The 26,994-nt window shown below is 36.7% G+C and carries 24 protein-coding genes and 1 other RNA gene; 22 read left to right on the top strand and 3 right to left on the bottom strand.

Translation table 11 applies throughout. The annotated features are described in order from the left end of the window. The first annotated feature begins 5 nt into the window (after positions 1–5). The 8 genes from dinG to G8O30_RS06685 all read left to right on the top strand — a co-directional run bounded on the left by dinG (position 6) and on the right by G8O30_RS06685 (position 8,310). Positions 6–2,783, top strand: a complete 2,778-nt coding sequence (gene dinG / locus G8O30_RS06720) for an ATP-dependent DNA helicase DinG (protein ID WP_239674204.1) — start codon at positions 6–8, stop codon at positions 2,781–2,783. A gap of 12 nt (positions 2,784–2,795) precedes the next feature. Further along, a complete protein-coding gene (locus G8O30_RS06715; protein ID WP_239674203.1) occupies positions 2,796–2,966 on the top strand; it encodes a YpmA family protein in 171 nt (56 codons plus the stop codon). 10 nt (positions 2,967–2,976) lie between these two features. Next, positions 2,977–3,456: a cell wall elongation regulator TseB-like domain-containing protein gene (locus G8O30_RS06710; RefSeq protein ID WP_239674202.1), complete on the top strand. Its 480-nt coding sequence runs from the start codon at positions 2,977–2,979 to the stop codon at positions 3,454–3,456. A 17-nt stretch (positions 3,457–3,473) separates the two neighbouring features. Beyond that, the gene (locus G8O30_RS06705) at positions 3,474–4,673 is read left to right on the top strand and encodes a pyridoxal phosphate-dependent aminotransferase (RefSeq protein ID WP_239674201.1); all 1,200 of its coding nucleotides are present in this window, start codon (positions 3,474–3,476) and stop codon (positions 4,671–4,673) included. A gap of 133 nt (positions 4,674–4,806) precedes the next feature. Next, a complete protein-coding gene (asnS, locus tag G8O30_RS06700; RefSeq protein ID WP_239674200.1) occupies positions 4,807–6,099 on the top strand; it encodes an asparagine--tRNA ligase in 1,293 nt (430 codons plus the stop codon). A 469-nt stretch (positions 6,100–6,568) separates the two neighbouring features. After that, positions 6,569–7,282 carry a DnaD domain-containing protein gene (locus G8O30_RS06695; protein ID WP_239674199.1) on the top strand — a complete coding sequence of 238 codons (714 nt, stop codon included), beginning with the start codon at positions 6,569–6,571 and terminating at the stop codon, positions 7,280–7,282. A gap of 12 nt (positions 7,283–7,294) precedes the next feature. Next, positions 7,295–7,957 (top strand): endonuclease III, encoded by a 663-nt coding sequence (nth, locus tag G8O30_RS06690; RefSeq protein WP_239674198.1) that lies wholly within the window; start codon positions 7,295–7,297, stop codon positions 7,955–7,957. Further along, positions 7,954–8,310, top strand: coding sequence for a YpoC family protein (locus G8O30_RS06685; protein ID WP_239674197.1), 357 nt, complete (start codon positions 7,954–7,956; stop codon positions 8,308–8,310). The genes nth and G8O30_RS06685 overlap by 4 nt, the downstream gene beginning before the upstream one ends. A gap of 84 nt (positions 8,311–8,394) precedes the next feature. On the opposite strand, the gene G8O30_RS06680 is transcribed toward G8O30_RS06685, so the two are convergent. Continuing rightward, positions 8,395–11,004 carry a transglycosylase domain-containing protein gene (locus tag G8O30_RS06680; protein WP_239674196.1) on the bottom strand — a complete coding sequence of 870 codons (2,610 nt, stop codon included), beginning with the start codon at positions 11,002–11,004 and terminating at the stop codon, positions 8,395–8,397. Positions 11,005–11,006: 2 nt separating this feature from the next. Then, positions 11,007–11,645: a Holliday junction resolvase RecU gene (recU, locus tag G8O30_RS06675; protein WP_239674195.1), complete on the bottom strand. Its 639-nt coding sequence runs from the start codon at positions 11,643–11,645 to the stop codon at positions 11,007–11,009. A 78-nt stretch (positions 11,646–11,723) separates the two neighbouring features. Between recU and G8O30_RS06670 the strand changes: the two genes are divergently transcribed. From G8O30_RS06670 to G8O30_RS06650, 4 genes are all read left to right on the top strand, one after another. Further along, entirely contained in the window at positions 11,724–12,710 is a 987-nt protein-coding gene (locus tag G8O30_RS06670) for a DUF2515 family protein (protein ID WP_239674194.1), read from the top strand. A 423-nt stretch (positions 12,711–13,133) separates the two neighbouring features. Then, a complete protein-coding gene (locus G8O30_RS06660) occupies positions 13,134–13,343 on the top strand; it encodes a hypothetical protein (RefSeq protein ID WP_239674192.1) in 210 nt (69 codons plus the stop codon). A gap of 22 nt (positions 13,344–13,365) precedes the next feature. Next, positions 13,366–13,728: a DUF1798 family protein gene (locus tag G8O30_RS06655; protein ID WP_239674191.1), complete on the top strand. Its 363-nt coding sequence runs from the start codon at positions 13,366–13,368 to the stop codon at positions 13,726–13,728. A 70-nt stretch (positions 13,729–13,798) separates the two neighbouring features. Then, complete coding sequence (locus tag G8O30_RS06650) at positions 13,799–14,371, top strand: YppG family protein (protein ID WP_239674190.1); 573 nt, start codon at positions 13,799–13,801, stop codon at positions 14,369–14,371. A gap of 265 nt (positions 14,372–14,636) precedes the next feature. Here G8O30_RS06650 and G8O30_RS06645 read toward each other — a convergent pair whose 3' ends face one another. After that, positions 14,637–15,095 carry an Hsp20/alpha crystallin family protein gene (locus G8O30_RS06645; protein ID WP_239674189.1) on the bottom strand — a complete coding sequence of 153 codons (459 nt, stop codon included), beginning with the start codon at positions 15,093–15,095 and terminating at the stop codon, positions 14,637–14,639. Positions 15,096–15,231: 136 nt separating this feature from the next. On the opposite strand from G8O30_RS06645, the gene G8O30_RS06640 reads away from it, so the two are divergent. The 10 genes from G8O30_RS06640 (at position 15,232) to G8O30_RS06595 (ending at position 26,979) form a co-directional block, all read left to right on the top strand. Beyond that, positions 15,232–17,493 carry a DEAD/DEAH box helicase gene (locus tag G8O30_RS06640; RefSeq protein WP_275576538.1) on the top strand — a complete coding sequence of 754 codons (2,262 nt, stop codon included), beginning with the start codon at positions 15,232–15,234 and terminating at the stop codon, positions 17,491–17,493. Then, the gene (locus G8O30_RS06635; protein ID WP_239674188.1) at positions 17,490–18,716 is read left to right on the top strand and encodes a ribonuclease H-like domain-containing protein; all 1,227 of its coding nucleotides are present in this window, start codon (positions 17,490–17,492) and stop codon (positions 18,714–18,716) included. Before G8O30_RS06640 ends, G8O30_RS06635 begins: the two co-directional genes overlap by 4 nt. A gap of 371 nt (positions 18,717–19,087) precedes the next feature. Continuing rightward, positions 19,088–19,387, top strand: coding sequence for a spore coat protein (locus G8O30_RS06630; protein ID WP_239674187.1), 300 nt, complete (start codon positions 19,088–19,090; stop codon positions 19,385–19,387). A gap of 129 nt (positions 19,388–19,516) precedes the next feature. Next, on the top strand, positions 19,517–20,062 hold the full coding sequence (locus tag G8O30_RS06625) for an SLOG family protein (protein ID WP_239674186.1): 546 nt from the start codon (positions 19,517–19,519) through the stop codon (positions 20,060–20,062). Between the two features lie 89 nt (positions 20,063–20,151). Beyond that, the gene (gpsB, locus tag G8O30_RS06620; protein ID WP_239674185.1) at positions 20,152–20,457 is read left to right on the top strand and encodes a cell division regulator GpsB; all 306 of its coding nucleotides are present in this window, start codon (positions 20,152–20,154) and stop codon (positions 20,455–20,457) included. A 54-nt stretch (positions 20,458–20,511) separates the two neighbouring features. After that, an RNA gene (gene rnpB, locus G8O30_RS06615) (RNase P RNA component class B) lies at positions 20,512–20,893 on the top strand. Positions 20,894–21,419: 526 nt separating this feature from the next. Further along, positions 21,420–22,553, top strand: a complete 1,134-nt coding sequence (locus tag G8O30_RS06610; protein WP_239674184.1) for a THUMP domain-containing class I SAM-dependent RNA methyltransferase — start codon at positions 21,420–21,422, stop codon at positions 22,551–22,553. A 57-nt stretch (positions 22,554–22,610) separates the two neighbouring features. After that, entirely contained in the window at positions 22,611–22,784 is a 174-nt protein-coding gene (locus tag G8O30_RS06605) for a hypothetical protein (RefSeq protein WP_239674183.1), read from the top strand. Positions 22,785–22,986: 202 nt separating this feature from the next. Then, positions 22,987–24,915 carry an ATP-dependent DNA helicase gene (locus G8O30_RS06600; protein ID WP_239674182.1) on the top strand — a complete coding sequence of 643 codons (1,929 nt, stop codon included), beginning with the start codon at positions 22,987–22,989 and terminating at the stop codon, positions 24,913–24,915. A gap of 546 nt (positions 24,916–25,461) precedes the next feature. Continuing rightward, positions 25,462–26,979, top strand: coding sequence for a carboxypeptidase M32 (locus tag G8O30_RS06595; RefSeq protein ID WP_239674181.1), 1,518 nt, complete (start codon positions 25,462–25,464; stop codon positions 26,977–26,979). The last annotated feature ends 15 nt before the right edge of the window (positions 26,980–26,994 follow it).

Below are 26,994 nucleotides of genomic sequence, written 5' to 3'. Positions count from 1 at the left end.
CAATTATGGTACAACGTTTTGTTGTAGTGGATTTAGAGACAACAGGTAATTCTCCGAAAAAAGGGGATAAAGTAATTGAGTTTGCCTGTGTCATTGTTGAAAATAATACAATAACGGATACATATTCTACTTTAATTAATCCAATGTTGAAGATCCCACCTTTCATCTCCGAATTAACGACAATCACGGATGATATGGTCGAAGGTGCTCCGACATTTGATCAAATAGCGCCAACGATTCTTCAAAAACTAGATGGTGCCATTTTTGTAGCACATAATGTGTTTTTTGATTTGAATTTTTTACAAGATGCCTTAACAGGCGCAGGATATGCTAGAATTAGCCCGAAAATTATCGATACGGTTGAATTCGCTAAAATGGTCTTTCCAACTGCAGACAGTTATAAACTCTCTGAACTATCCGATCGACATGATTTTGCACATGATCAACCACATAGGGCGAAAGATGATGCGCTAGTAACGGCAAGGTTACTAATAAAAATGATAGATGAATTATATACCTATCCTTTAGTAACCTTAGAACAGTTACTAGAGCTATCTTATTCGCTTAAAAGCAATCTATTCTCGATCATCGAAGACGTGTTGCACAAAAAGAGAGAGCATGTAGAAAGATTAGATCCTGCCATAGAGATCTTTAGAGGAATTGCATTAAAGAAAGAACAAGAAGTATCTAAAGACATCCCACTAAGGGTTGCGGATTTTCCGGAAACAAAAGAAGAAAAAATAAATCTTCTTCAAAAGCATTGGCCTATGTATGAAAGTAGGAATGGACAATTTGAGATGATGGACTCCATTTATTCATCGATTATGTCAGAAACATCCATTTGTATTGAAGCAGGAACTGGAGTAGGTAAATCATTAGCATACTTACTGCCACTCGCTTTTCACTCAGTTAAAACGAACACGCAAGCGGTCGTGAGTACATACACAGTTCCACTCCAACATCAATTGGTAGAAAAAGAGTTAATTCAATTAGAACAAATCGTTCCATTCCCAATTAATTATTGTGTTTTAAAAGGGAGAAGTCATTACTTATCTCTATTTAAATTTGAACAATCTCTTAAAGTATATGAGACACAGTTTGATATAGCGTTAACAAAAATGCAACTGCTTGTTTGGTTGTTACAAACTAAAACAGGTGATATTGATGAAGTGAATTTATCCTCCGCTGGTTGGATGTTTTGGGAGAAAATTAAACATAGTGGATGGTATCAAGATCAACAAAAAGACCCGTGGATTTCCAAAGATTTTGCTTTGCGTGCAAGAAAGAAAGCAAAAAAAGCCGATATTATTGTTACTAATCATGCCTATCTGTTAAGTCATGATATGGATGCAAGTGTTAAAACACTGGTTATTGATGAAGCACATCATTTAGAAAATGCTGCAAGGAATCATTCGGGTAATGATTGGAGTTATAGTTATTGGAAATTCATGTTAGGCCAATTAGGTAAAGTGGATCGAAGTGGTTATATTCGGGAATTTTTTGACTTACCAATACAACTAGATGCAAACTTACCAAATCAAGAATCGATGGAAAGATGGTTAGCTGACATAGAATTTTTAGGGGAAGAACTGTTTGCTATCCTGTCTTCCACACTTACACAAAAAAAGAAATATGACTCTTATTCGAAGGTATCTATTGCTTATGCCAAGTTAGATGACTCTGTAAAAAACGCAATCCAACTTGCAGCTGAGCGTCTTATGGAAATTTGGAAATTAGTGAAAAATGCTTTTGTCAATCATTTGGAATGGTGTAAGAATATAGAAAATCAATCAGAAGAAACGAATGTCATCATCGAGCGAATTTACGGTCATTTAATAGAATGGGACTCTAAATTAGCTTTAGTAGAGATGTTGTCAAAACCTATTAATATGTTAGATCAAAGTATTTGGTTAGCAGGTGATAAAAAGTCTCTACCTAATTCCATATCTATTCGATTACAACCGGTAAAAGTTGACGACATTCTTCAGGAGAAACTGTTCTCTTCTGTATCTTCTACTGTACTTACTTCCGCTACCTTAACTGTCAAAGGGTCGTTTGATTATGTGAAATCAGAGTGGGGATTTAAGAAGGATACATTGGTAGAACAGATAATTCCTTCTCCATATGAGTACCAACAACAAGCAAAGCTGTTTGTGCCAAAAGAGATTCCAGATATTAAAGAAGTTTCTTCTCAAGAGTATGTAGAAGCTATTTCGAATGTTCTTATTCCCCTTGCTCAAACTACACAAGGAAGAATGTTAATTTTATTTACGTCTTACGATATGTTGAGAAAGACATATGATCTCCTAAAAGAAAGTGGAATGTTAGAAGATTATGCGTTACTAGCTCAAGGAATATCAGGGGGCAGTAGAGGAAGGTTAACAAAGAACTTTACGAAGTATGACAAAGCTATTTTATTAGGCACTAGTAGTTTTTGGGAAGGGATTGATATTCCTGGAGAAGACTTAAGTTGTCTTGTTATGGTGCGACTACCGTTTACTCCACTGGACGAACCAATCATGGAGGCGAAAATGGAAAATTGTAAACGGGATGGTAAGAACGTATTTTCTACTGTATCTTTGCCAGATGCAATTATTACTTTTAAGCAGGGATTTGGTAGATTAATTCGTAAATCTACGGATAAAGGAATTGTAGTTGTTTTTGATCGAAGAATAACTACCACTTCTTATGGGAAGTCATTTATTCAGTCCATACCACCTTTACCAGTAGAAGAAGTTTACGTAGATGAATTATTAGATAGAACAAATGAATGGTTAAACTAATGGAGGATCATTATGGGTACTAATATTGAAGTTTTATCCACAGTAACAATTGGATATACAGATGAACTATATAAAGTGGTTGATACATTAAACAGAACATTAAAAGAACAAGACTTAATGTTTGGTTTAGCTTTAGATCAAGAAGATCAAAGTAAAGCTGTCATTACAATATATCGAACATAGAGGTATGGATATGGTGAAATGGATTATTACTTCTTTGGTGGCGATTTTATTCGTGCTTACTATTGGTGGAGCTTGGTTATACGTTGATGCCACAAAAGAAAAAAATCAGCAAGAAGAAACAATTAAACAAATTGCTCTAGAAGAAAATTGGTTAAGTTCCGTGACAAATGCACACACGTATTACGGGGCGAAACCTTACTATGTACTGGCGGGAAAGAACACCCAATCGCAAGAAGTATATGTTTTTGTTCCTCAAGATGATTATGAAAACAAAACGGAAGTAAGAGTGAGTCAGGGAGTTTCAAAAGAAGAAGCAATGGAAATGCTTCAACGAGAAAAGAGTCCAGCTAAGCTTTTACATACAAAGCTTGGTATTGAAAAAGTAGGACCAGTTTGGGAAATGGCATATTTAAATGATCGAGAAAAGTTAAACTACTATTACGTGCACTTCGAAACCGGTGAATGGTGGAGAAACATCGAGAATTTATAAAATGGAGGAGTATTGTCATGAAATTCACATTAGCAAATAGAGTCCAGTCATTAACACCTTCTACAACCTTAGCAATAACAGCAAAAGCAAAAGAATTAAAAGATAATGGTGTAGATGTAATTGGACTTGGAGCTGGCGAGCCAGATTTTAATACACCAGTACACATTCTAGAAGCAGCTAAAAACTCAATGGATGAAGGGTTTACCAAGTATACTCCTTCTGGTGGATTACCGGCATTAAAGAAAGCAATTATAGAGAAAACAAGTAGAGATCAAGGCATTAATTATGCTCCAAATGAAGTAATCGTTACGAATGGAGCAAAGCATGGGTTGTTTACACTATTTCAAGTTTTACTAAATGAAGGAGATGAAGTCATTATTCCTACTCCTTACTGGGTTAGTTATCCAGAGCAGGTAAAGCTAGCAGAAGGTACACCGATATACTTAGAAGGAAAAGAAGAAAATCAATTCAAGATAACGCCTGATCAACTAAAAAGTGTTATTACAGAAAAGACTAGAGCAGTAATTATCAATTCTCCTAGTAACCCTACAGGTATGCTTTATACTGCTGATGAATTAAAAGCAATAGGGGAGATTTGTTTAGCGCACAATATTCTTATTATTAGCGACGAAATCTATGAAAAACTAGTATATGGTGCAGAGAAACATGTGTCCATTGCTGAGTTATCAAAAGAATTACGTGAGCAAACAATCATCATAAATGGAGTATCTAAATCCCACTCCATGACAGGATGGAGAATTGGATATGCACTTGGAAATAGAGAGATTATTGGTGCCATGACAGACTTAGCAAGTCATTCCACTTCAAACCCAACAACGACGTCTCAATACGCATCTATTGCAGCATACAATGGTTCTCAGGAATCTGTTGAAGAAATGAGACAGTCATTTGAATCAAGATTAAATTCCGTTATTGATACAATTAATAGCATTCCAGGCTTTCATTGCCTTAAACCACAAGGAGCATTTTACCTGTTTCCAAATGTAGCACAAGCAGCGAAATTAACGGGTTACGCTTCCGTAGATGATTTTGCAAAAGCTCTTTTAGAGGAAGCGAATGTAGCGGTTATTCCGGGATCAGGATTCGGTGCAAATGATTATATTCGATTATCCTATGCTACATCACTAGCGCAATTTGAAAAAGCGTTAGATCGTATTCATAAGTTTGTGGAAGAAAAAGTAAAAGTGCAACAATAGAGTGACTGTACATACCCGAAATTTATCGGGTATGTACAATCGTAATGATGCTATTACATATTGAATGATAAGTGTGACATCGTTATAATAGAACACGATACATAGAAGTGTGTACGTTTTGGAGGGACTTAAAGTGAAAACAACTATTGGACAAGTACATAAATTTGTTGGAGAGCAAGTAACTATTGGAGCTTGGATTGCTAATAAGCGCTCAAGTGGTAAGATTGCTTTCTTACAACTACGTGATGGATCAGGTTTTATTCAAGGCGTAGTAGTAAAAGCGGAAGTAGAAGAAGCGATTTTTGAAACAGCTAAAGGGTTAACGCAAGAAACATCTGTTTATGTAACAGGAACAGTCCAAGAAGATACGCGTTCTTCTTTTGGATATGAATTACATGTGACGAACATTGAAGTAATCCATGCATCTGTAGATTTCCCAATTACACCTAAAGAACATGGGACAGAATTCTTAATGGATAACCGTCACCTTTGGTTACGTTCTCGTCGTCAGCACGCAGTAATGAAAATTCGTAATGAAATTATCCGTGCTACGTATGAATTCTTTAATGAAAATGGCTTTACGAAAATCGATCCTCCTATTTTGACAGGATCTGCTCCAGAAGGAACAACAGAATTATTTGCAACAAAATACTTTGACGAAGACGCATACCTTTCTCAATCAGGTCAGCTGTATATGGAAGCAGCAGCGATGGCCCTTGGAAAAGTGTTCTCCTTTGGACCAACTTTTCGTGCAGAAAAATCAAAAACACGTCGTCATTTAATTGAATTCTGGATGATTGAACCAGAGATGGCTTTTGTAGAATTTGACGAGAACTTAGAAGTTCAAGAACAATATGTTAGCCATGTTGTGCAGTCAGTTCTGAAAAATTGTACATTAGAGTTAGAAAGACTTGGTAGAGATACTTCTAAATTAGAACAAATTCAAGCTCCATTCCCTCGTATCTCGTATGATGATGCGATTACCTTCTTAAAAGAAAAAGGGTTTGATGATATTGAATGGGGCGATGACTTCGGTGCACCGCATGAAACAGCTATTGCAGAAGCATACGATAAGCCAGTGTTCATTACGCATTATCCAACAGGATTGAAGCCTTTCTATATGCAACCTCATCCAGAGCGTGATGATGTCGTACTTTGTGCAGACTTAATTGCACCTGAAGGATATGGAGAGATTATTGGTGGTTCTGAACGTATTCATGACATGGAACTTTTAGAGCAGCGCATGAAAGAACACGACCTACCACACGAAGCATATAAGTGGTACTTAGAACTTCGTCAATACGGTTCTGTACCTCATTCAGGTTTCGGACTTGGCTTAGAAAGAACAGTAGCGTGGATTTCAGGAGTAGAGCACGTGCGTGAATCTATCCCATTCCCACGTCTATTAAACCGTCTATATCCATAATAGTTTTTAGGGACATGTTATAAATTAATAAAATACATTTTTGTGACTGCAGAGGGATTTCCGCTGCAGGGGGGACGCTTTCCGCGGGGCGGGCATCTGAGCCTCCTCGTCGCTAAAGTACGCGCTCCTGTGGGGTCTCAGCTACCCACCTTTTCCGCAGGAGTCGCCCCCCTTCCGCTTCAATCCCCAAAAAGTGTAGAAAATTACTTTATTTTGCATCATGTTTGTTTTTTAATGACTTTTAAAACCTTAGATAAGAAGCCAGGTGCATCTCATTTTTATGAGTGCACCTGTTTTTAGTTTGATTCTTTTACCTTGAATCCAAAAGACGATTTAGAATGAGTTAAAACTTAACGTATGGAGCGGAAATCCCATTGCAGTGACTGTGAACTATCTAATTCCTCTACCAAACAGCACCATACCACATTCAAATAAATCATGTTATACTAGCAAAAGAGGTGTTGTGAATATGAAAGATTGGTATGCGAATTTTATAGAGGATGGCATGATTACATTGCCACAAAAGCTCTTGTCTCACTACAAACAGTTAGGACTAAATGAGACAGAGCTTGTTTTATGTTTATCTCTCTATTCCTTTAAACAAGCAAATGTACCTTTTCCTACATTAGAAGAAATTAGTGAAAGAATGACGATAAGTTCCAATCAGTGTTCCATGCACATGAGATCTCTGATTCAACGAAACATTATTATGATTGAAGAAGCCGTTTCCGAAGATGGAAGATTTATGGAAAGATATACACTCAAACCATTATGGGAACTTTTATATCAATTAGATGTTAGAACGATAGAAATGGAGAAAAAACAAAAGCAACTTGAAGAAAGCAAAGATGTTTATTCCATGTTTGAACAGGAATTTGGTAGAGCATTATCTCCAATTGAACTAGAAATGATTGGTAACTGGTTGGATGAAGACGACCATACAGTACCATTTATTAAAGCGGCACTTCGTGAGGCTGTCATCTCATCTAAGCTAAACTTTCGATATATTGATCGTATTCTTTTGGAGTGGAAGAAAAAAGGATATACGTCATTAGAACAAATACAAGCACATAGTGAAAAATTCAGAAGAGCACAGCAACAAAGAGCTTCTTTTTCAACTACTAATGAAGAAATAAAACGACCAACTGCACCAATTTACAACTGGTTAGAAGCAAATGAATAAGGGAGTAAAGCTATGTTAAATCTTAAACAAATTAGAACTGTTTTAGATACGATGGGTGAAATGTTTCCCGACGCTCATTGTGAATTAAATCATTCTAATCCTTTTGAGTTAGTTATTGCTGTTGCTCTATCCGCTCAATGTACGGATGCTTTAGTAAACAAGGTTACGAAAGATTTATTTCAAAAGTATAAAAAACCAGAAGATTATTTAGCTGTTTCAGAAGAAGAACTTCAACAAGACATCAAATCAATAGGCCTATATCGCAATAAAGCAAAAAATATTCGTAAACTTTCAAAGTTATTATTAGAAGAGTATCAGGGGATTGTTCCACATGACCGTAATGAATTAACAAAATTTCCTGGTGTAGGAAGGAAAACAGCGAATGTCGTCGTCTCGGTAGCATTTGGAGAACCAGCAATTGCAGTCGATACTCACGTGGAGCGAGTAAGTAAACGATTAGGTATTTGTAAATGGAAAGATAGTGTATTGGAAGTCGAAAAAACACTAATGAGAAAGATACCTAGAGAAGAATGGTCAGAAACGCACCACCGTCTAATCTTTTTTGGAAGATACCATTGTAAAGCACAAAGTCCTAAATGTACGGAATGTCCATTACTCTCGTTATGTAGAGAAGGAAAAAAACGTATGAAGGCAAAAGGAATTGTTGTAGGATGAAAAGTAGTTTGCGACAGTTTTTTGAAACAGATCGCTTACAGATGGAGACGCAATTTATGAAAGCGTACAACGAAGGGATTCAAGCGATAAATCAAAAAGAATATCTTTTAGCACAAGATTCATTTCATATATGTATGATCCAATTTCAAGAATTGCTTTTGCAATCAAATGGTTTAGAAAAGGGTAGAGAAGACATTCCTTTTTCTACTTTGTCTGTTTTTCCATTAAACCTTGAAGAGAGATGGGGATATATTCATGATCAAGCAGGAAGATATACTTCTTTTATTCAGTTAAATGAACTGTTTAGAGAACAAGTAAAAAAAATTGCCTCAGCGCAAGCTAGGAATGAATAACTTGAAATTTTTATGTAATTCTTGAGGATTAGTTGTTTACAAAAAAAAGCTGCTCCCCCTTTAAAAGGGGGAGCAGCTTTTTTCTTAGTTAGAAGAATTTATTTCATCTTCTATGATTTCTTCAACAGAAGCAGCATTGGCATCATCACCATCATCGTCACCATTTCCGTTCCCGTTGCCACCGTTTCCTGGCGATGTTTCTCCTTCAGACGGCTGCTGGTTTTCATCATCCGAATTGTTACCATCATCAGGATTAGAATCCTCTTCATTTCCTTGGCCAGGATCTTCTTCCGTTTCTTCATTTGGATCTCCAGGTAATTCAATCAACTCATCATCTGTTTCTTCTTGCGGTATCTGAATACTTACCGTCGCTCTTTCTGATTCTTGCGTGTCTGATTTAGCAAACACACTAAATGTTAGAGAAGCTCCTGGGGTTGGATTAGCGATTTTGAACGAAGTCTCTTGTGTAGATGTAATACCTTGTTCAGGACCACCTTCAATGGAACCACCAAGTTCAAAGGTAACAGGGTTTTCTTCATTTTGTTCATACTCCCAAGCAAGTGTTAACTCTTGTGTTTCTTGATCATACTCAGCAGTAAAATTACCTGGTGCAGGTAGTTGATCAAATTCTGTGGAAACTTCTCTTGGTTCCGTTCCTGCAATAAATAGTTCTGTAGTTATTTGTTCATTTGGTGTAAATGGACTAGGTTTTTTAGCAGGGTTTGAACCTATTTCTACCTGAGCCTCTACAACAGAGGATGGACGTTTGAAATCTGTCACTTCACGTCTTTGAGACATAAACGTCATAATCTCTCTGAAAATATTCTGGGATATTTTACGATTTTCATTGGCAATATACCCATCGTTCCTACTTGGATACCCAGTCCAAACAGAAGTTGTAAACTCTGTACTATATCCCACAAACCATGAGTCAGGTACAGCTCCAGATGGTATATCATATTTGTCTTTATCCTCTTGACTGAAATTCGTTGTTCCCGTTTTACCAGCAATCGGTACGCCTGGTACAGCAGCAGCTTTACCAGTTCCTTCAGCTCCAGTTACAACATCTTTTAACATATCTGTTGTCATATAAGCAGTAGAGTCTTTCATAGCGATAGTAGGTTCTCTATCAGGTGTGACAGACGTTTCTCCATCTCTCATGACAATTCGTTTAACTGTGTGTGGTTTATTGTAAATACCTTCGTTTCCTAAAGTAGCAAATGCTGCACCCATTTCTAGAGAGGATACAGGCTCTCCGCCACCAATAGAGCTTGATTCGTAAACATTTTCAAAATTTAAACCTAATTTAGAGACAAATTCTTTTGCACGATCGGTACCAACTTCTTGTAACGCTTTTAACGCTGGGATATTTCGTGAAGTAGCTAATGCTCTTCTTATAGACATTTGACCATAGTGTCGGTTATCCCAGTTATTGATTGGTGTTCCATCAGAATATTCGTAAGGCTCATCGGCAAGCTGATGATAAGTCGACCAATCTAAATACTCAATAGCAGGTGCATAATCTATAATTGGTTTAATAGTAGAACCAGGTTGACGTTTTGTATCAACAGCATAGTTTGTTCCACGTTCTACTTCTTGATTACGGCCGCCACCAACAGCTAAAACTTCTCCAGTCTTTGTATCAATTAAAGAGATACCAGCTTGGAATGCATCATCCGGGAAAGAAATTCCACCATTTCCTTGCATTAAATTATCTACGAAATCTTGTGCTTCCGGATCAATCGTTGTATAAATTTTCAATCCATCTGAGAAGACATCGTAATCTCCAAGTTCTTGCACTTCTTCAATTACTAAATCTGTAATAGCATCTACTTCTGAATTGACTTTTGTGCGTTTTCCATCCTCTAAAATCATATCTTCAATCGGAACTGCTTGTGCATCTTTCATTTCTTGTTCCGAAATTTTACCGTGCTGATGCATTAAAGAAAGGACAATATTTCTTCTTTTCTCTCCAGCTTCCGGATGCTCAAATGGATTATAGCGATTTGGACTTTGAGGAAGCCCAGCTAATAAAGCAGCTTGTGGCAAATCAATTTCATTTAAAGGCTTACCGAAATAATAGTCAGAAGCCATAGCAAATCCATTAATACCTGCTGACATATATACTTTGTTCATATACATCTCAAGAATTTCTTCTTTTTCATACTCTTGTTCTAACTTTACGGAAAGCCAAGCTTCTTGTGCTTTCCTCTTTAAGTTTTTATCTGGTGTAAGGAAGGACCTTTTCACAACTTGTTGTGTAATAGTCGATGCTCCTTCAGAACCAAATCCACGTGTTACGTTAGCAATTACCGCACCACCTAATCGGATAGGGTCAACGCCAAAATGGCTATAGAAACGTGAATCTTCTGTTGCAATTACGGCATCATGCAATAATTCCGGTATGTTGTCTGATTCTAAATAAGTCCGATTTTCATTTCCAAGCTTCGTGTATAAATCCCCATTAATATCATAAATTTCTGATGGTATTGAGTCGATAAGTGCGTCGCGATCTAAGTCAGGAGCTGTACTTGCATAATAAGCAAAGAGACCTGCTCCAGATAGACCTCCAACAATTCCAATTACTACTAAACTAATTAATACTTTTTTTATTAATGAACGTTTATTACTCTTCTTTTTTGTTGTTTTCTTTTTTGCTTGTTGCCTACGTTGTTCTCTTGTTTGTTGAGCCATCGTTATTCCTCACTTTCTTTCTGTAAAACGGGTTGCAAAAGCCATTGATCGATAATTGGTAAATAGTGCAACCTCGGCGTTAGTCCAGTTTTTATAAAGTATCCTTCTTTTGTAATTTCTTCATAAGTAACTGATTTTCTGCCGCCGCATTCCATTCGATTCCACCATTTAAATATCGAATGGCCGTGTACTAAGTACGTTTCTTCTTTTGTGGAAAAACGAATGATTACAAAGGCTAAACCACCTTGTTCCATAACTTGTTTCATATGATTTATTTGGTGTAGGTGGAAGTTTTGAAGAGGGAAGGAAGTTTTATTTTTTGTTTCCTTCGCTTCAAAATCTATATAGTGGCTTTTGTAAACACCATTATAATCTGTTGTTGATGCTTGTTTAAAGTATGCCTCTTTAATTACAGCTGCACTCCTTTTTGGATAATCGACTTGAACAATTTGAACGGGAGTGGGCTTTTTATGAATAACAGCTAAACCTCTTGAGAGATAATAGTTATTTGTATCGTTTACATCTTCTTCAAGAGTCATTCCACGTTTTCCATAGCTGACAGGTTTGATTTTCGAAAGTTTATTGTTGGTCGCTGGTTTATTAGATGTAAAAGATTTACCACCAGGATAGTTAAAAGGCAACTTTTCACTTCCTTTCTGTGTTAAATGTATAAACCATCAAATCCAAGTTACGCTAAGGTAGAAAAGGAAGTGATGGTGGTGACCTTAATCCAGTCCTTAAATCAATTAGTGATATTAGAAAATGACCTTGATATTGAACAAAAGGTTTGGGAGATCACTCAACAGTATAACGTTGATAATATATCACGCACAGAGGCTTATGGACAATTTTATTCCCTTTGTAAGGACATAAAATGGGCATTTCTTGCGTCTATGGTCTCACGAAATGCAGGATGGAACATAACAGATCTTTATAACCCAGCATTTTCTTCTTGGCTAACAGTAGATAATCGTGAGAGTTTATGCAAAACATACGAGCGAGCTAACTGGTTAATTTTCCGTGATGCCTTCCCACAACTGCTTCTCTATTATTATTGGACCGTAACAAAGCGTTTAAAGTTACATTTGCTTCCGTTATTTTACGTTTCTAGTTTTATGGTGAGACAGTGGGAATTATATATAAATAATAGTAATAGTGACCTCTTAACTTATTCGCTAATTACTAATGAACAAAATGTAATAGAAGATACGGTTGTTCAGCATCCTTTTTATAAGAAGAAAGTTTTTGGTACGGTTATGTATACGCTGCAAGAGTGGAATCATTTTACTTTTGTATTGTTTCCTACACTAACAGGTCAGTTATATGGAGCGAATGTAAAAGGATTTAGGTCAATAAGCAATAGGATAATGTTCGGTAAACAGCTATATTCTATTTTGTTTCACAGGGATTTATATAACTATTTTTGGGAGTTTCATCTTAAAGTGCCACCAACTGGTACCCGGTTAGATTACTTGTTTTTTTGTCCATGGAAAGAAACGTATACTTTACCGCTTAGATGTTATGTACCGATTATGGGACACCATGTGAAAGAAGAGAGTAATTGGTCTAATTTTCGAACTCCACAAAAAGGTTGGTCACAACGTCCACCTAAAATGCCAACAATCTCTATGACGAATTTATATCGTAAGAAAAGACAAGAGATTGAAATGTTAGCTTCTATTCATGAATGGTGGAAGCGGTATTAACTATATTATATAGGAACGTATGTTCAATGACTATTAATAACCTCTTGTTCTACAATTGTTTTCTGTAACAAAATTAAAAAGCAAACCCATTTGTGATAAGGGTTTGCTTTTGTAGGTTATGTAGCTGGTTGATTAGGACCATCTAATTTTTTATCAGTAGGTACATTATTCTGCTGCTTTGGTTGAGCAGCTTGTTGTTTTTGCTTATCTTGTTTCTTCATACGAACACCTCCTTCCATAATAGAATATGTAGTTTGGTTTTTGTTATTCAAAACGTTTAGTAGTTTGTGTCGAATTAACGAAGAATCTATGCAGAATTTCCACTTTGTTTGACGAACAGGTTCTAGTTTTGTCAAGCGGGAAGGGAATTTTAAAATTCCTACGAATTTAATTAGAAAAAGCAGTTGTGGGAGGAATTTACTCATGGATAAACATTCGCTTGTACAACAGTTAATGAACGTGACAGAAGCTTTAGATGAACTAGAGAGTAAGGTTTCAAGAGCCATTTTAAAAGAACAGATGAAGTCTCAAGGTAAAATGAATAGCCAAATAATGCACATTCATACTAAACTAAGAGAGTTGGAATATGTTCCAAGTGCGGATTACACGGAACTTCGTAAAGTTAGCCTTTAATATGTAGCAAAGGAGTTTATTAGTGAGTGTCCTAAATGAAACACAGAAGTTAAAAGAGCTAGTAGAGCAAGCGCATTCTATTTACTTATCAAGACGAGAAAATGGATTGAGAGGGGATTTTGAAAAAGAGGTTAAACCTTTTGTCTATAAAGTCGACCTTCAAATGAATCAATTTGAGGAAGTGGTTCGTCCTTGGTTGCAGCAAGAAAAACCTCTATATCTTCATCCTAGCCAAATTGACAAAGTAATGGAGAATATTGAGCTAATCTCGGTACAAGCATTTTTTCCTGAATCGAGTTGGAAAAGATACCATCAATATGTACAATCTACTGTTTACGTCTTGGATTGTATAATAGATGCAGTAAATAATGTGAAAAAAGCCTAAACGTGATGAACGTATAGGCTTTTTTTGCATAAAGTAAAGTAAATGACTAAATAGAGAGGAGTGAGCCGAGGTGCGTACAAAAAGACAACCGTATACACAGTCACCTGTATTTTACCATGGTCAAAGTCCTGTATCACCAAATGGCCACCTACCCTATTGGAATGGACAGCAGGTTAACACTTCGTTAGCAGCAAACAATATACAAATGGCTAATCCTATGGTTCCACCTGCCTATCAATCTACTATGCAAATGCAAGGAAACATTCATCCTACAAATCAGCAACCTATGGGACAGGAGCAAAATTTTTCAAATCCATATCCTACTTACGGAAAGTGGACGAAGCAGAATGTTGCAGATTCTGTTTTTACTAACCCGTTGCATCAAGAAGGGTACTTTGATCCTTACACAGGGATGAAACCAAATGAACCTAAGAATTATGCGAATCCATATCCAAAATTGAATCCCATCGCAAAACCAAAACAAAGTGGAGTGTCTTCCGTTATGAATTCCTTTAAAAATCAAGATGGAAGTATGAACATGAATAAAATGATGGACACTGCTGGTCAGGTGATGTCAGCAGTAAATCAGATGTCAGGCATGATAAAAGGTGTGGGAAGTATCTTTAAAGGATTTGGTGGATGATTTAGTGGATTAGGATGAAAGTGGCTTTTACACAAAAAAGAGACTGCACTAGGATTTCCGCTCCAATCGCAAAAATTAATTAATAAATCATTAAATCTGCATTGTTATCACCTTAAAGAATCATTTAATAGTTACACTTAAAAGGTACATTCGAATTGCGAATGTACCTTAATTTGCTTTGTCATAGCCTTTTTATTTTTGATTAGGATCCTAAAGTTAAACACGCAGTAGGACCCCATAGAGTAAAACCATACTATTTAAAAATCTAGCGAATTTGAATCTTTTTCCCTTTTAATTTTGGGACAGTAACAACTAATAAACCATCTTTATACTGCGCATCAACATTTGTATCATCAACCTGTTGAGGAAACGGAATGGACTTAGTTGTCTTTGTATTGGCTTTAGAAGAAAACATAAATCCACTACTTGGTGTGTTGACGCTTCTCTCTTCTTGATTGGTAATCGTTAAAGTCATATATCTAGGGTACGTTTCGATTTCAATATGCTCTTTTTTTACACCTGCAAGATTTGCGGAGACAATATAGCTCGTTTCATTTTCATCTAAGTTTAATTGAAATGAAGATTGTAAAAAAGGTTGGTGAAACAAGTCATCTACAGATTGCATAAAGCCTTTGACGGGTTTTTCTTGAAAAAAATCGTTCATCGATTTCATAATAAAACCAAATGGTTCTTTTTCGGGTCCTTTTTTTTGATCTTCTGACATACCTCTACCTCCTATCCAAAACTATTCAACATAGTATATGGGCAGGTAAAAAAAGGTGTTCCAATCTATACAGGTCTCTCTTTTCAATAAAACATTTGTTCGATACAATAGAAGAGACGAGGTGAATATCTTGAGCATAGAAAAGAAGAAAAGTATAAAAAAATTAATCAGTGATTTGCAACAAAGTACTAATTTCATGGAAAATGTTTCACATTGGGAAACATTAGATAGCAAAAAAGCAATACACAGTCCATTTCCGAATAACCTAAACAACAAATTACGTACGATGTTAGAAAATAGAGGCATTAAATCCCTATATAGCCATCAATCTCTGGCGTTTGAAAACGCTATTAATAAAAATAATTTTGTTACCGTAACTCCAACAGCATCAGGTAAATCGCTATGTTACCACTTGCCAGTTATACAAAGTATTCTCCAAAACAAAAAGTCAAGATCGCTATATATATTTCCAACGAAAGCCTTAGCGCAAGACCAAAAGTCAGAAGTGAATGAGTGGATTGAATCGATGGAAGAAACAATCACTTGTTATACGTACGACGGGGATACAGCTCCAACCATAAGAACGAAAATAAGACAAGCTGGTAACATTGTTATTACTAACCCGGATATGCTACATTCCGGAATTTTACCCCACCATACGAAGTGGGTTAGTTTATTTGAAAACCTAGAGTATGTCGTCATTGATGAATTACATACATATAGAGGTGTCTTTGGAAGTCATGTTGCGAATGTCGTTAGAAGGTTAAAAAGGATTTGTGCATTTTACGGCTCGAATCCAACTTTTTTAATGACATCTGCTACGATTGCCAACCCGACAGAGCTAGCAGCTAATCTAGTTGGAGAAGAAGTTACTTTGATTGATCAAAACGGCGCTCCTTCTGGTACCAAACATTTTGTTCTGTATAATCCGCCAGTGGTAAATAAACAACTCGGAATAAGAAGAAGTGCCGTATTAGAGGTTAGGGATATGGCAACAGCATTCCTAAAAGAGAAGATCCAGACAATTGTCTTTGCAAGAAGTAGAGTAAGGGTGGAAATGATTCTAACTTACTTAAAGGAAATTAATAAAAAACACATTGGTGTAAATTCCATTAGAGGTTATCGAGGAGGATATTTACCTTCTTTACGACGCGAAATAGAAACTGGGCTGAGAAATGGGGAAGTATTAGGGGTAGTAAGTACAAACGCATTGGAACTTGGTGTAGATATTGGGCAATTACAGGTATGTATTATGACGGGATATCCAGGAACAATTGCAAGTGCTTGGCAACAAGCTGGACGAGCTGGTAGAAGGCACGGGGAATCTCTAGTAATAATGGTAGCAAGTTCATCTTCGTTGGATCAGTATGTAATAAAGAACCCTACTTTTTTCTTTGAACAAGCTCCAGAGACTGCAAGGATATCACCAGATAATTTGATTATCTTAATTGATCATATTAAATGTGCGGCATTTGAACTACCATTTAGAGAAGATGAACAATTTGGTGATGTTCCTATGGATGAAATCCTTGCTTTCCTTTCGGAAGAACATGTTTTGCATCAAGTTGGCGACAGGTATCATTGGATGTCCGATACATTTCCAGCGCATGGTGTTTCTCTTCGTTCTGCTTCACAGGAGAATGTCATTATTGTTGATCGAACTGTTACGGCTTCCTCAGTTGTAATTGGCGAGATGGATACATTTAGTGCTTTAACATTATTACATGATGAAGCAATTTATCTTCACCAGGGTGTCCAGTTTCAAGTAGAAGAACTGGATTGGGAAGAAAAGAAAGCTTATGTCACAAAAGTAGAGGTTGATTACTTTACGGATGCCAATTTAGCCGTTGAGTTGAAAGTTTTAGAAGAGGATTTGACGGATAATTATTCAAAAGTTGACATTTCTTATGGAGATGTAATGGTCTCTGCTATGGCAACCATGTTCAAGAAGATAAAGTTTGATACGCATGAAAACATCGGTTCAGGTCCTATTCACTTACCACCTATTGAGCTTCATACAAACGCTGCTTGGATAACTTTTGATAGTGGGGAAGTAAGAGAAGAAGTACTGATTAGTATCGCTAATGTTATTCGAACAATTGCTCCTCTTGAAGTGATGTGTGATCCAAAGGACTTGCATGTTATCCCTCAAGTAAAATCGCTACATTCTGAAAAACCAACTATCTTTATTTATGATAGCTATCCAGGCGGAATTGGACTAAGTAAAGGTATTTATGAAAATCGACAACAAATTTGGTTAAGGATCTTAGATATTATCAATGGGTGTACCTGTGAGGACGGTTGTCCAGCGTGTATAGGTATGGAACAGCCTTCAGATGGATTAAAGAGAGAAACGAAAGAGGTTCTTGTAAAGATGTTAGGGAAGGTAATATCATGATAAAATCTAAGCTGAATCGATTAAAATCACACATGTCTTTACCAGAAAAACCAACTATTATGAAGGAACAAAGCAATGTTTCTAAATCATTTCCTCTTCCACATGAGCAGCAATGGAAGGAATTTGGCGTGACACCTTATTTTGATAACGACCAATTCTGTTTAGTTAGAAAAGTAACCTATCCACTATCCTATAAACACGGAAAGTATACTTTTTACGATATTCAGAAAGCCTTTTCGTTATGGGAGAAAAGTAATCTAACGCATCCGTTGAGCACTAAATCTATTCATTCTCGTTCTATTACTTTTTTTGATACAGAAACCACTGGGTTATCCAGTGGTGCCGGGACATTAATATTCTTATTAGGTCATGCTGAGTTGACAACAAACGAACTGATTGTTACCCAGCACCTGTTACCTTCACCAGGTCATGAAGTAGCACTATATAAAAGTTTTATCTCTTCTTGTTCGGTAGATTTATTAATGTCTTTTAATGGAAAGAGTTTTGATTGGCCGCGAGTAAAAAATAGGCATACATTTTTACAAGAATTAGTACCGGCCCTTCCAAAATTCGCGCATTTTGATTTATATCATGCCGCAAAGAGGTTATGGAAACTAGAAATGAATTCTCTGAAATTAGTAGAAATTGAAAAGCAACAATTAGGATTTACGCGAAAAGATGATATCCCGGGGCACTTGGCACAGTTTATATACTTTGATTTTGTGAAGCATCATGCTCCTGAATCACTAATGGAAGTGATGCGACATAATGAGCGGGACATTCTATCATTAGTAACGTTGTTTACTCATTTAACGTTTAAAATAGTGGGCGAAAAAGAAGTCAATGGAACGGAAAGAGAGCAGTTAGGTAAATGGTTTGCTCAATCTGGAGAACTGCAAAAAGCTCTAGAACTTTATGAACATGAAACTATGTCTCCTGTTGCAACCTATGAAAGAGGAAAGCTCTTGAAAAAGGCTGGAGAATACCCTGAAGCGTTGGATCATTTCTTAAGAATTATTTCCATGGAAGGGAACGAATTAAAGGTAAAAGCTATTATTGAAGCTGTAAAGATTTTAGAACATAAAGAGAAAGATTTTGAAAGTGCTCTCTCGTTATTAGAAAAAATCCAACCCTTTGATTCCATTTCCACAGAAAACCTTCGTGTAGATTGTGAGAAAAGAGTAAAACGTTTAAAGAAAAAATCAGTTCGAAATAGGGTTTAAATTCTGTTAATTTCCATTGAAAGATTTTATAAAAAAAGGTAAAATATTTACTGTTTGTTACTAATTATTATGGGGTTGAAATAGATGTACCGCGCAATTTTTATTTTATTTTTTGTAGTGGTTAGCCTTACTGGGATAGGCTTCACAGTATTACACGATCAACTGCATGCAATATTCTAAGGTTTTTTACAATGGAACAGATGTTTACACATGATCTTTAAAATAACGAAATCAAACAAATTTTGTTAGCAAGGTAATGACTGATTAATCATGTAAACAAAAGGAAAATAGGTGTTTTCATTAGTACATGTCTCCCCCTTTGCACATATGTTACTAGTGTAAAGTGAATTTAAACGAAGGGAGATATGACCATGCACTGTAGACCAAAAGTTATGCCAGCAGTTGTTCATCCAACAAAGTGTTGTGTGACTCATTCATTCGACGAGGTGATTGTTCCTCACATTCACCCAACACATACAACGAATGTAAATCACACGTTATACAAACATCAACACTACTTCCCACAAACTGCTAGCAATGTAAATGAAGTTTCTAACCAACAGTTCAACTGCGGTGGAAACCCTCCTGGCCCAGGATTCCCAGGGGCTGCTGCTCCTGGTTTCCAAGGTCCTGCTGGCCCAGGATTCCCACGCCAAGGATTCAGACGCTAATAATTGTTCTTCAGAAGACTGAGGGTTTTTCCCTTGGTCTTTATTATATTGAGGCAGTTAAAAAGATAGTTTTTTTCATGTAGAGAGAAAAAATGTTTAATCTACATAAGTTGGAGGTAACTTAACAATATGAAGGTTGTTACAATTACAGGCTATAAGCCACATGAAATCGGTATTTTTCAACAAACGCATCCAGCTGTTACTATCATAAAAAAAGCAATTAAACAATCTCTACTACCTTTATGTGAAGAAGGTCTAGAGTGGATAGTCCTTTCTTGTCAAAAAGGTGTAGAAATGTGGGCGTCTCAAGTTGCAATTGAATTAAAACAAGAATATGAAGTTAAACTCGCTATCTTAACACCATTTCTCGATCAAGAATTAAAATGGAAAGAAAACGATCAACTACTTTACAATGAAATTATCCAAAATGCAGACTTTGTAGATAGCGTATCGAAGAAGCCTTATGAGAACCCAGAGCAATTCCGAATAAAAGATCGCTTGTTGATACATAAGACGGATGGATGTATTATTTTATATGATGAAGAAGTAGATGGATCACCGAAGTTCTTTTTAAATCAATGCAAAGAATTTTCGCTGCAACAAGACTACGACATCCGATTAATTACTTTTGAAGATCTTCAATTAATTCAAGAAGAAGCCCAATGTACTGATTGACAAAAATCAAGAAGTTTGGAAAAATAATAAAATAGATTTGGTTCTATACCCATTTAGTTCCATATTTTGTTAGGTGGTGTAAACAAGAGATGTTAGCAAATCAAGTGAAGTTAACGGCAAAGGATATATTAGAAAAAGAATTTAAATCTTCGGTTAGAGGGTATAAACAAGAGGAAGTAGATCAATTTTTAGATCTAGTAATAAAAGATTATGAGCTTTTTCATCAAACAATCGAAGAGTTACAGCAAGAAAACTTACGTTTAAGAAAGCATGCAGAAGATACCCAAAAGCGTCCTCCAGCTCCAACACAGCAAGCTGGTACAACAAACTTTGATATTCTTAAACGTCTTTCAAATTTAGAAAAGCATGTTTTTGGAAGTAAACTCTATGATTAATACTTGATTTTTGTCATCAAATAAAGTAAAATATATTCTTGGCTAATAAATATAGTGCTTGGGTAATCGCTGTAATGGTTACATTGCAGAGGAAAGTCCATGCTCGCACGAACTGAGATGTTCGTAGTGTTCGTGCCTAGCGAAGACATAAGCTAGGGCAATCAGTAATGATTGACGGCAGGAAGAACACCTAAGTCTTCGGATATGGTGAACTACCTTGAAAGTGCCACAGTGACGTAGCTTTACTGGAAACAGTAGAGGTGGAACGCGGTAAACCCCTCGAGCGAGCAACCCAAATTTGGTAGGGGCATTTTCTCCTAAGGAAATGAACGAAGGAGAAGAATGAGTTTATAACTCTTAGATAGATGATTACCACCGGTTCGTACGAGATTTCCCAATCGTTTGAGTACACCGGTACAGAACATGGCTTACAGAGCACTATAGTAGGGATCAGCCAACGAAATTGTTCACATCGCTCTCTCGAACATCCGAGGGAGCGTTTTTGTTACGTGACGTAACAACTCAGCGTTAGCCACGTGATGTGGCTTGAACTTAGCTGAGTTTCGTAACAATTTGGAATGATAACAAAAACTTAAAAGGTGCATTAACTAAACGTGATGTGGTCTGTACTTAACAGAGTATCCGAATTAACTGGAATGACCACCATAACTATTAAAGAAAGCAGTTAAAGTGATGTGGCTTGAACTTAGCTGAGTTTCGTAACAATATGGGATGATAACAAAAACCTTAAAGGTGCATTAACTAAACGTGATGTGGTCTGTACTTAACAGCGTCTCGATATGCACATAAATCTTTACTAGTTAATCTAAGGAATTCTTAGATAGTATCTAAGGATAAGATTATGTTTATACTAGACTTTGTTTATAAAAAATAGGTTGTTTTACAAAATGACCTCTATACATAAAGAAATTAATCTTCATTAAGATAAAGGAGCTTCAAACATGTATACTATTTTAGCTACCGCTGCAATGGGGTTAGAAGCACTTGTTGCAAAAGAAGTTAGAGAACTAGGTTATGAATGTACCGTTGATAACGGTCGAATTATCTTCCAAGGTGATGAAAAAGCAATTGCAAGAGCGAATATGTGGCTTCGTACAGCTGATAGAATTAAAGTAGTTGTTGGTGAGTTCAAGGCCTTCACATTTGATGAGTTGTTCGAAAAAACGAAGGCTTTACCATGGGAGCAATTTTTACCAGAGAATGCAGAATTTCCAGTTCAAGGGAAATCTGTGAAATCTAAATTATTTTCAGTTTCTGATTGCCAAGCAATTGTGAAAAAGGCGATTGTATCAAGGTTACAACAAGCATATCGTCGTACAACATGGTTAGAAGAAAATGGGCCAAAGTTTAAAATAGAGGTTTCTTTATTGAAAGATAAGGCTTTGTTAACGATTGATGCATCTGGAGTTGGTTTACACAAACGCGGGTATCGTGCGGGGCAAGGTGACGCACCTTTAAAGGAAACGTTGGCAGCATCTCTAGTGTTATTATCTAATTGGAGACCGGAACGCCCATTCTTAGACCCATTTTGTGGTTCTGGAACTATTGCGATAGAAGCAGCAATGATTGGCCAAAATATTGCTCCAGGTTTTAATCGTGACTTCGCATCAGAAGAGTGGCCTTGGATGAGCAAAGAACTTTGGGAAGAAGTTAGGCTAGAAGCGGATGATAAAGCAAATTATGATCAGCCAATTCTTATTACAGGTACAGACATAGACCATCGAATGATTAAGATTGCGAAGGAAAATGCATTAGAAGCAGGTTTTGCAGATCTAATTCATTTTGAACAACGACAAGTGAAAGATAGCAAGCCGCATGGGGATTATGGAGTCATTATTGGGAATCCGCCATATGGTGAACGATTAGGTGATAAGCCAGAGGTTCAAGCGATGTACCGTGATTTAGGACAAACTTTTCAAGAGAAATTTGATACATGGTCTGTGTACATGCTTACTTCAGATGAAGAATTTGAAGAGTGCTACGGTAAGCCAGCAACGAAAAAAAGAAAATTGTTTAATGGTTTCATAAAATGTGATTACTATCAGTATTGGGGACCAAGACCACCACGTGTATGAATAATTTTGAATAAATCGTCATAGTCTATCTTCATGGAAGATAGGAGGACGAACGGATTGAAGGATTATACAAACGAGTTTCAATTGATTACGAATGCGTTAGAAAGTGCTACTAAATCATTAGCGGAGACGGAATCAAGCCACATGCACCAATCTTTTGCATTAGCAAAAGAAGATTGGAAAAAGGCATATAAATACTGGCTTTCTAATGACTCGAGGTTTCGTAGTTGAAAAATTCGCAAGTTTACTTGCGGATTTTTCTTATGTTTGGTACGGAATCAGTAACATTCCCCTGTTATGGCTAGCTCCTAAAGGAGTAGTCGTTTGTAAAACAAAGTCATTATAACTCATAAAATACTAATAGTTAAAAAGATTTAAAGGACTTTTTCATGAAGGAACAGAATTAGTCGTATGAAGACGAAAGGAGCCGTTTATGTCTAACCTATATCCATTTACTGTATCTAAAGATGAACGCTTTTTTGATAAATTAGGAGAATACATTGGTGATGTATTCTACGATATATTACCCGATAAAGGGTACGAATTAAGAGACGAACAAATCTTCATGGCTTATCAAGTCGAACAAGCTTTCCAGAAAAATAAAACCATTTTTGCTGAAGCAGGAGTAGGTACAGGGAAAACATTTGTTTACTTGCTATATTCTTTATTTTACGCTCGATATAAAGGTAAACCTGCTATTATTGCTTGTTCCGATGAAACGCTTATTGAGCAGCTTGTGAAAAAAGAAGGTGACATTAAGAAGTTAGAAGAAGCTTTGGGCTTAACAATTGACGTTCGACTAGCTAAAGCAAGAGAGCAGTATGTGTGTATTAAAAAGTTGGATGAGCTATCTAATACTACTGACAATGAGTCTATTCTAGAAGTCCATGATAATATTCCTGATTTTGTTTACGATCAAAGCTCTATGAGTCGTTTTTATCCATATGGAGATAGAAAAGAGTACCCTTGGGTGTCTAATAAAGATTGGGTAGATATTGCCTATGATCCACTGCAACAATGTTCTACTTGTGATTGGAGACATCGCTGTGGACAAACATTAAACCGTGAATATTATCGCCACGCTAAAGACTTAATCATCTGTTCCCATGATTTTTATATGGAGCATGTTTGGACAAAAGAGTCTAGAAAGCGTGAGGGCCAGTTACCACTTTTACCTGAAGCTAGTTGTGTTATTTTTGACGAAGGACATTTACTAGAATTTGCAGCGCAAAAAGCACTGACGTATCGTTTCCACGCAGACACGATTACGCAAGTGTTAACAGGATACATGGCGCAAGATGTTCGAGAAGAGACATTAATGTCGATGGAACGAATTCTAGAGTTACATGACGAGTGGTTTGCTGAATTGGATATGCATTCGGAGGATATCGAAGGTTCCATTAGAAGACAGGTGACATTAACAGACAAAGCACAAAAAATTGCTAAAACATTAATGCAGTTGGTAGACGAATTAATGGAGCAGTTAGTCTTTGATTCCGAATTATTCACATTAGACCAATATCACGTCAAAATGATTGAAGAATACTTGGAATTCTTCCATTATGGATTATCCATCCTAATGAAGAATGAAGATGGAGTCTTCTGGTTAGAAGAGAATCACGGAGACCTTGCTTTTGTTATCATGCCAAGGTTAGTAGAAGATATTCTTCGTAAGGAAGTGTTTTCAGCTGACGTACCATTTATCTTCTCTTCTGCTACAATGTCCCAAAATGGCGACTTTACGTATATGATGAAAAATCTAGGAATTGAAGATGCATTATCATTTACTGTCGATTCTCCGTTTGATTATGAAGAAGTCATGAAAATTAATGGGTTCACCGAGAAAGAGGAAGAAACAAAGTTTAGTGCCATTAAGGAAGACTTGAAGAAAAATGGAGGAAGATCTTTAGTGTTATTTTCTTCTGCGGAAGAAATGAATCGCTTCCGACAAGTTATTCAGTCTGAGGAGATGCCATTTCCTATGTTGTTTGAAGGAGATGAAGAGATCTCCAAAATGGTGGAACAGTTCCAAAGAGAGGAACAAACAGTTCTATGTTCTTACCATTTATGGGAAGGGTTGGATGTACCAGGGGATTCACTAACTGCTGTTCATATGAGTTCGCTACCGTTCCCTCCTCACGACCCAGTTTTTGATGCGAAAAGAAGACATGCAGGAAGCGCTTTTGAAGAAGTTGACCTACCATTCATGGTTCTTCGTGTAAGACAAGGAGTAGGAAGGTTAATTAGACAGCAAGGCGACGCTGGTGTAATCAATATTTGGTTAAAACCAACGGAAGACAAACTAAAAGAAACACTTTCGTCCGTACTGCCAGTTTCAGTAGAGTGGTCAGAGAGAGTTTAAATAAGTAAAAGCGAAGCGTCTGTGACAACACAAAAGGTACATTCAAAAAAAGAATGTACCTTTTGTGTTGTCTTGTATATTAATTTATAACACTGCACAATTAGTGTTTTAACAAAATATATCTTTGGGATTGGAGCGGAAGGGGGTGACTCCTACGGGAAAGGTGGGTTACTGAAACCCCACAGGAGCGCGATCTACCGCGACGAGAGCGATGTCTAGCTCCAGGTGCGCAGATGCTCGGCAAACTCAGATGGCCCTGTGTGTGGGACCTTCTGCTAAATACCGGTGACATCACGTCACCAACGCAGAAGACAGTACCTCACGTACAAGCCCTCGGTCCCTCCAAGTTTGCTGCCGCATCTAAACGCGCGCCTTCCGCTTTTCGAGGTGGAAAGCATCCCCTGCAGCGGAAATCCCTGTGCAGTCATTTTGAGTTTTGTCTTACACGACTTAACCGTAAATGAAGCGCCATTCTACAATCAAATCTGTTTCATTTTTCTGAAAAATATGGTAATGTTAAGCCATCTTGTTATAGGGGGAATGGACATGACTACAAAATCTATCGAAGAAGTAAAGGCTTCCTATTATGACTATGTAAAGAAAATGGAAGCGTATGGAGAAGCACTTGGTTTAATGTTTTGGGACTTGCGTACAGGTGCTCCGAAAAAAGGAATTGAGCAACGTTCAGAAGCAATTGGGATGCTATCATCAGAAATTTTCGAAATGTCTACTTCGGAAGAAATGAAATCATACATAAAGGAACTATCTTCTGTTTCCAATTTAGATGAAAAAACAGCGAAGATGGTGCAAGAAAGTAAGAAAGATTTAGAACGTAATCTAAAAATTCCTGCTGAAGAATATAAAGAAATGGTAATTTTACGTTCAAAAGCAGAAAATGTTTGGGAGTCAGCGAAAAATAATGCTGATTTTAAATCTTTCCAGCCATATTTAGAGAGATTAGTAGAATTGACGAAGAAGTTTATTGGGTATTGGGGATACGAAGAAAATCCTTACAATACGCTTTTAGATATGTATGAACCTGGCATGACTGTTGAAATACTAGATCGAGTTTTCGGGCAGTTACGTTCAGAAATTGTCCCACTTGTAAAGTTGTTAGATGAAAAGGGAGTAAAACCAAAAACGGACTTTTTATTTAAGCCGTTCCCTAAAGCTCAACAAAAAGAATTTAGTTTATACGTTTTAGATCAATTAAGTTATGATTTTGAGGCTGGTAGATTAGATGAAACTGTTCATCCTTTTGCGTTAGGTCTAAACCCAGGAGATGTTCGTGTTACAACGAAATACGATGAGAAAGATTGGAGAACAGCCATTTTTGGAACAATTCACGAAGCAGGTCACGCGTTATATGAGCAAAATATTTCTCAAGACTTAGTAGGAACGAATTTATGTTCAGGAACGTCCATGGGTATTCATGAATCTCAATCACTTTTTTATGAAAACTTTGTAGGTAGAAATGAAAAGTTTTGGGAGAAAAACTACGAAGCTTTAAAATCATACAGTGAAGGACAATTTGATCAAGTTTCTCTAGAAGATTTTTATCGCGCGATTAACGAGTCAAAACCTTCCTTAATTCGAATTGAAGCGGATGAATTAACGTATCCACTACATGTTATGGTACGTTATGAAATTGAAAAAGGTTTGTTTAACGGAGAAATTGAAGTAAAAGACTTACCGGAAGTATGGAATGCGAAGTACAAAGAGTATTTAGGTGTAGTACCAGAACATGATGGTGAAGGAGTACTTCAAGATGTTCATTGGTCAGGTGGATCTTTCGGATATTTCCCTTCTTATGCTCTAGGTTACATGTATGCAGCGCAAATAAAAGTGGCGATGGATAAAGATATCCCTGAATACGATGAACTGTTATTGAATGGGGATACGAAACCAATTAGAGAATGGTTAACAGAGAAAATTCATCAGCACGGAAAATTAAAGCAGCCTCTTGAAATTTTAAAAGAGGTGACGGGAGAAGAATTAAATGCTCAATACTTGGTGGACTATCTAAAAGCTAAATATAAAAGAGTTTATCAAATAACAGAGTAAAGTATAAAAAAAAGA

The organism is Mangrovibacillus cuniculi (genome assembly GCF_015482585.1).
GTDB lineage: Bacteria > Bacillota > Bacilli > Bacillales > R1DC41 > Mangrovibacillus > Mangrovibacillus cuniculi.
The sequence above is the reverse complement of the archived record's forward strand: the minus strand, read 5'-3'. Positions and strand labels throughout refer to the sequence as shown.

What these genes read in the sequence shown, in the direction of transcription:
- dinG (WP_239674204.1), top strand. Translation starts at nt 6, where the DNA reads ATGGTACAACGTTTTGTTGTAGTGGATTTAGAGACAACAGGTAATTCT.
- G8O30_RS06715 (WP_239674203.1), top strand. Translation starts at nt 2,796, where the DNA reads ATGGGTACTAATATTGAAGTTTTATCCACAGTAACAATTGGATATACA.
- G8O30_RS06710 (WP_239674202.1), top strand. Translation starts at nt 2,977, where the DNA reads ATGGTGAAATGGATTATTACTTCTTTGGTGGCGATTTTATTCGTGCTT.
- G8O30_RS06705 (WP_239674201.1), top strand. Translation starts at nt 3,474, where the DNA reads ATGAAATTCACATTAGCAAATAGAGTCCAGTCATTAACACCTTCTACA.
- G8O30_RS06695 (WP_239674199.1), top strand. Translation starts at nt 6,569, where the DNA reads ATGAAAGATTGGTATGCGAATTTTATAGAGGATGGCATGATTACATTG.
- nth (WP_239674198.1), top strand. Translation starts at nt 7,295, where the DNA reads ATGTTAAATCTTAAACAAATTAGAACTGTTTTAGATACGATGGGTGAA.
- G8O30_RS06685 (WP_239674197.1), top strand. Translation starts at nt 7,954, where the DNA reads ATGAAAAGTAGTTTGCGACAGTTTTTTGAAACAGATCGCTTACAGATG.
- G8O30_RS06680 (WP_239674196.1), bottom strand. Translation starts at nt 11,004, where the DNA reads ATGGCTCAACAAACAAGAGAACAACGTAGGCAACAAGCAAAAAAGAAA.
- G8O30_RS06660 (WP_239674192.1), top strand. Translation starts at nt 13,134, where the DNA reads ATGGATAAACATTCGCTTGTACAACAGTTAATGAACGTGACAGAAGCT.
- G8O30_RS06645 (WP_239674189.1), bottom strand. Translation starts at nt 15,095, where the DNA reads ATGTCAGAAGATCAAAAAAAAGGACCCGAAAAAGAACCATTTGGTTTT.
- G8O30_RS06635 (WP_239674188.1), top strand. Translation starts at nt 17,490, where the DNA reads ATGATAAAATCTAAGCTGAATCGATTAAAATCACACATGTCTTTACCA.
- G8O30_RS06630 (WP_239674187.1), top strand. Translation starts at nt 19,088, where the DNA reads ATGCACTGTAGACCAAAAGTTATGCCAGCAGTTGTTCATCCAACAAAG.
- G8O30_RS06625 (WP_239674186.1), top strand. Translation starts at nt 19,517, where the DNA reads ATGAAGGTTGTTACAATTACAGGCTATAAGCCACATGAAATCGGTATT.
- gpsB (WP_239674185.1), top strand. Translation starts at nt 20,152, where the DNA reads ATGTTAGCAAATCAAGTGAAGTTAACGGCAAAGGATATATTAGAAAAA.
- G8O30_RS06610 (WP_239674184.1), top strand. Translation starts at nt 21,420, where the DNA reads ATGTATACTATTTTAGCTACCGCTGCAATGGGGTTAGAAGCACTTGTT.
- G8O30_RS06600 (WP_239674182.1), top strand. Translation starts at nt 22,987, where the DNA reads ATGTCTAACCTATATCCATTTACTGTATCTAAAGATGAACGCTTTTTT.
- G8O30_RS06595 (WP_239674181.1), top strand. Translation starts at nt 25,462, where the DNA reads ATGACTACAAAATCTATCGAAGAAGTAAAGGCTTCCTATTATGACTAT.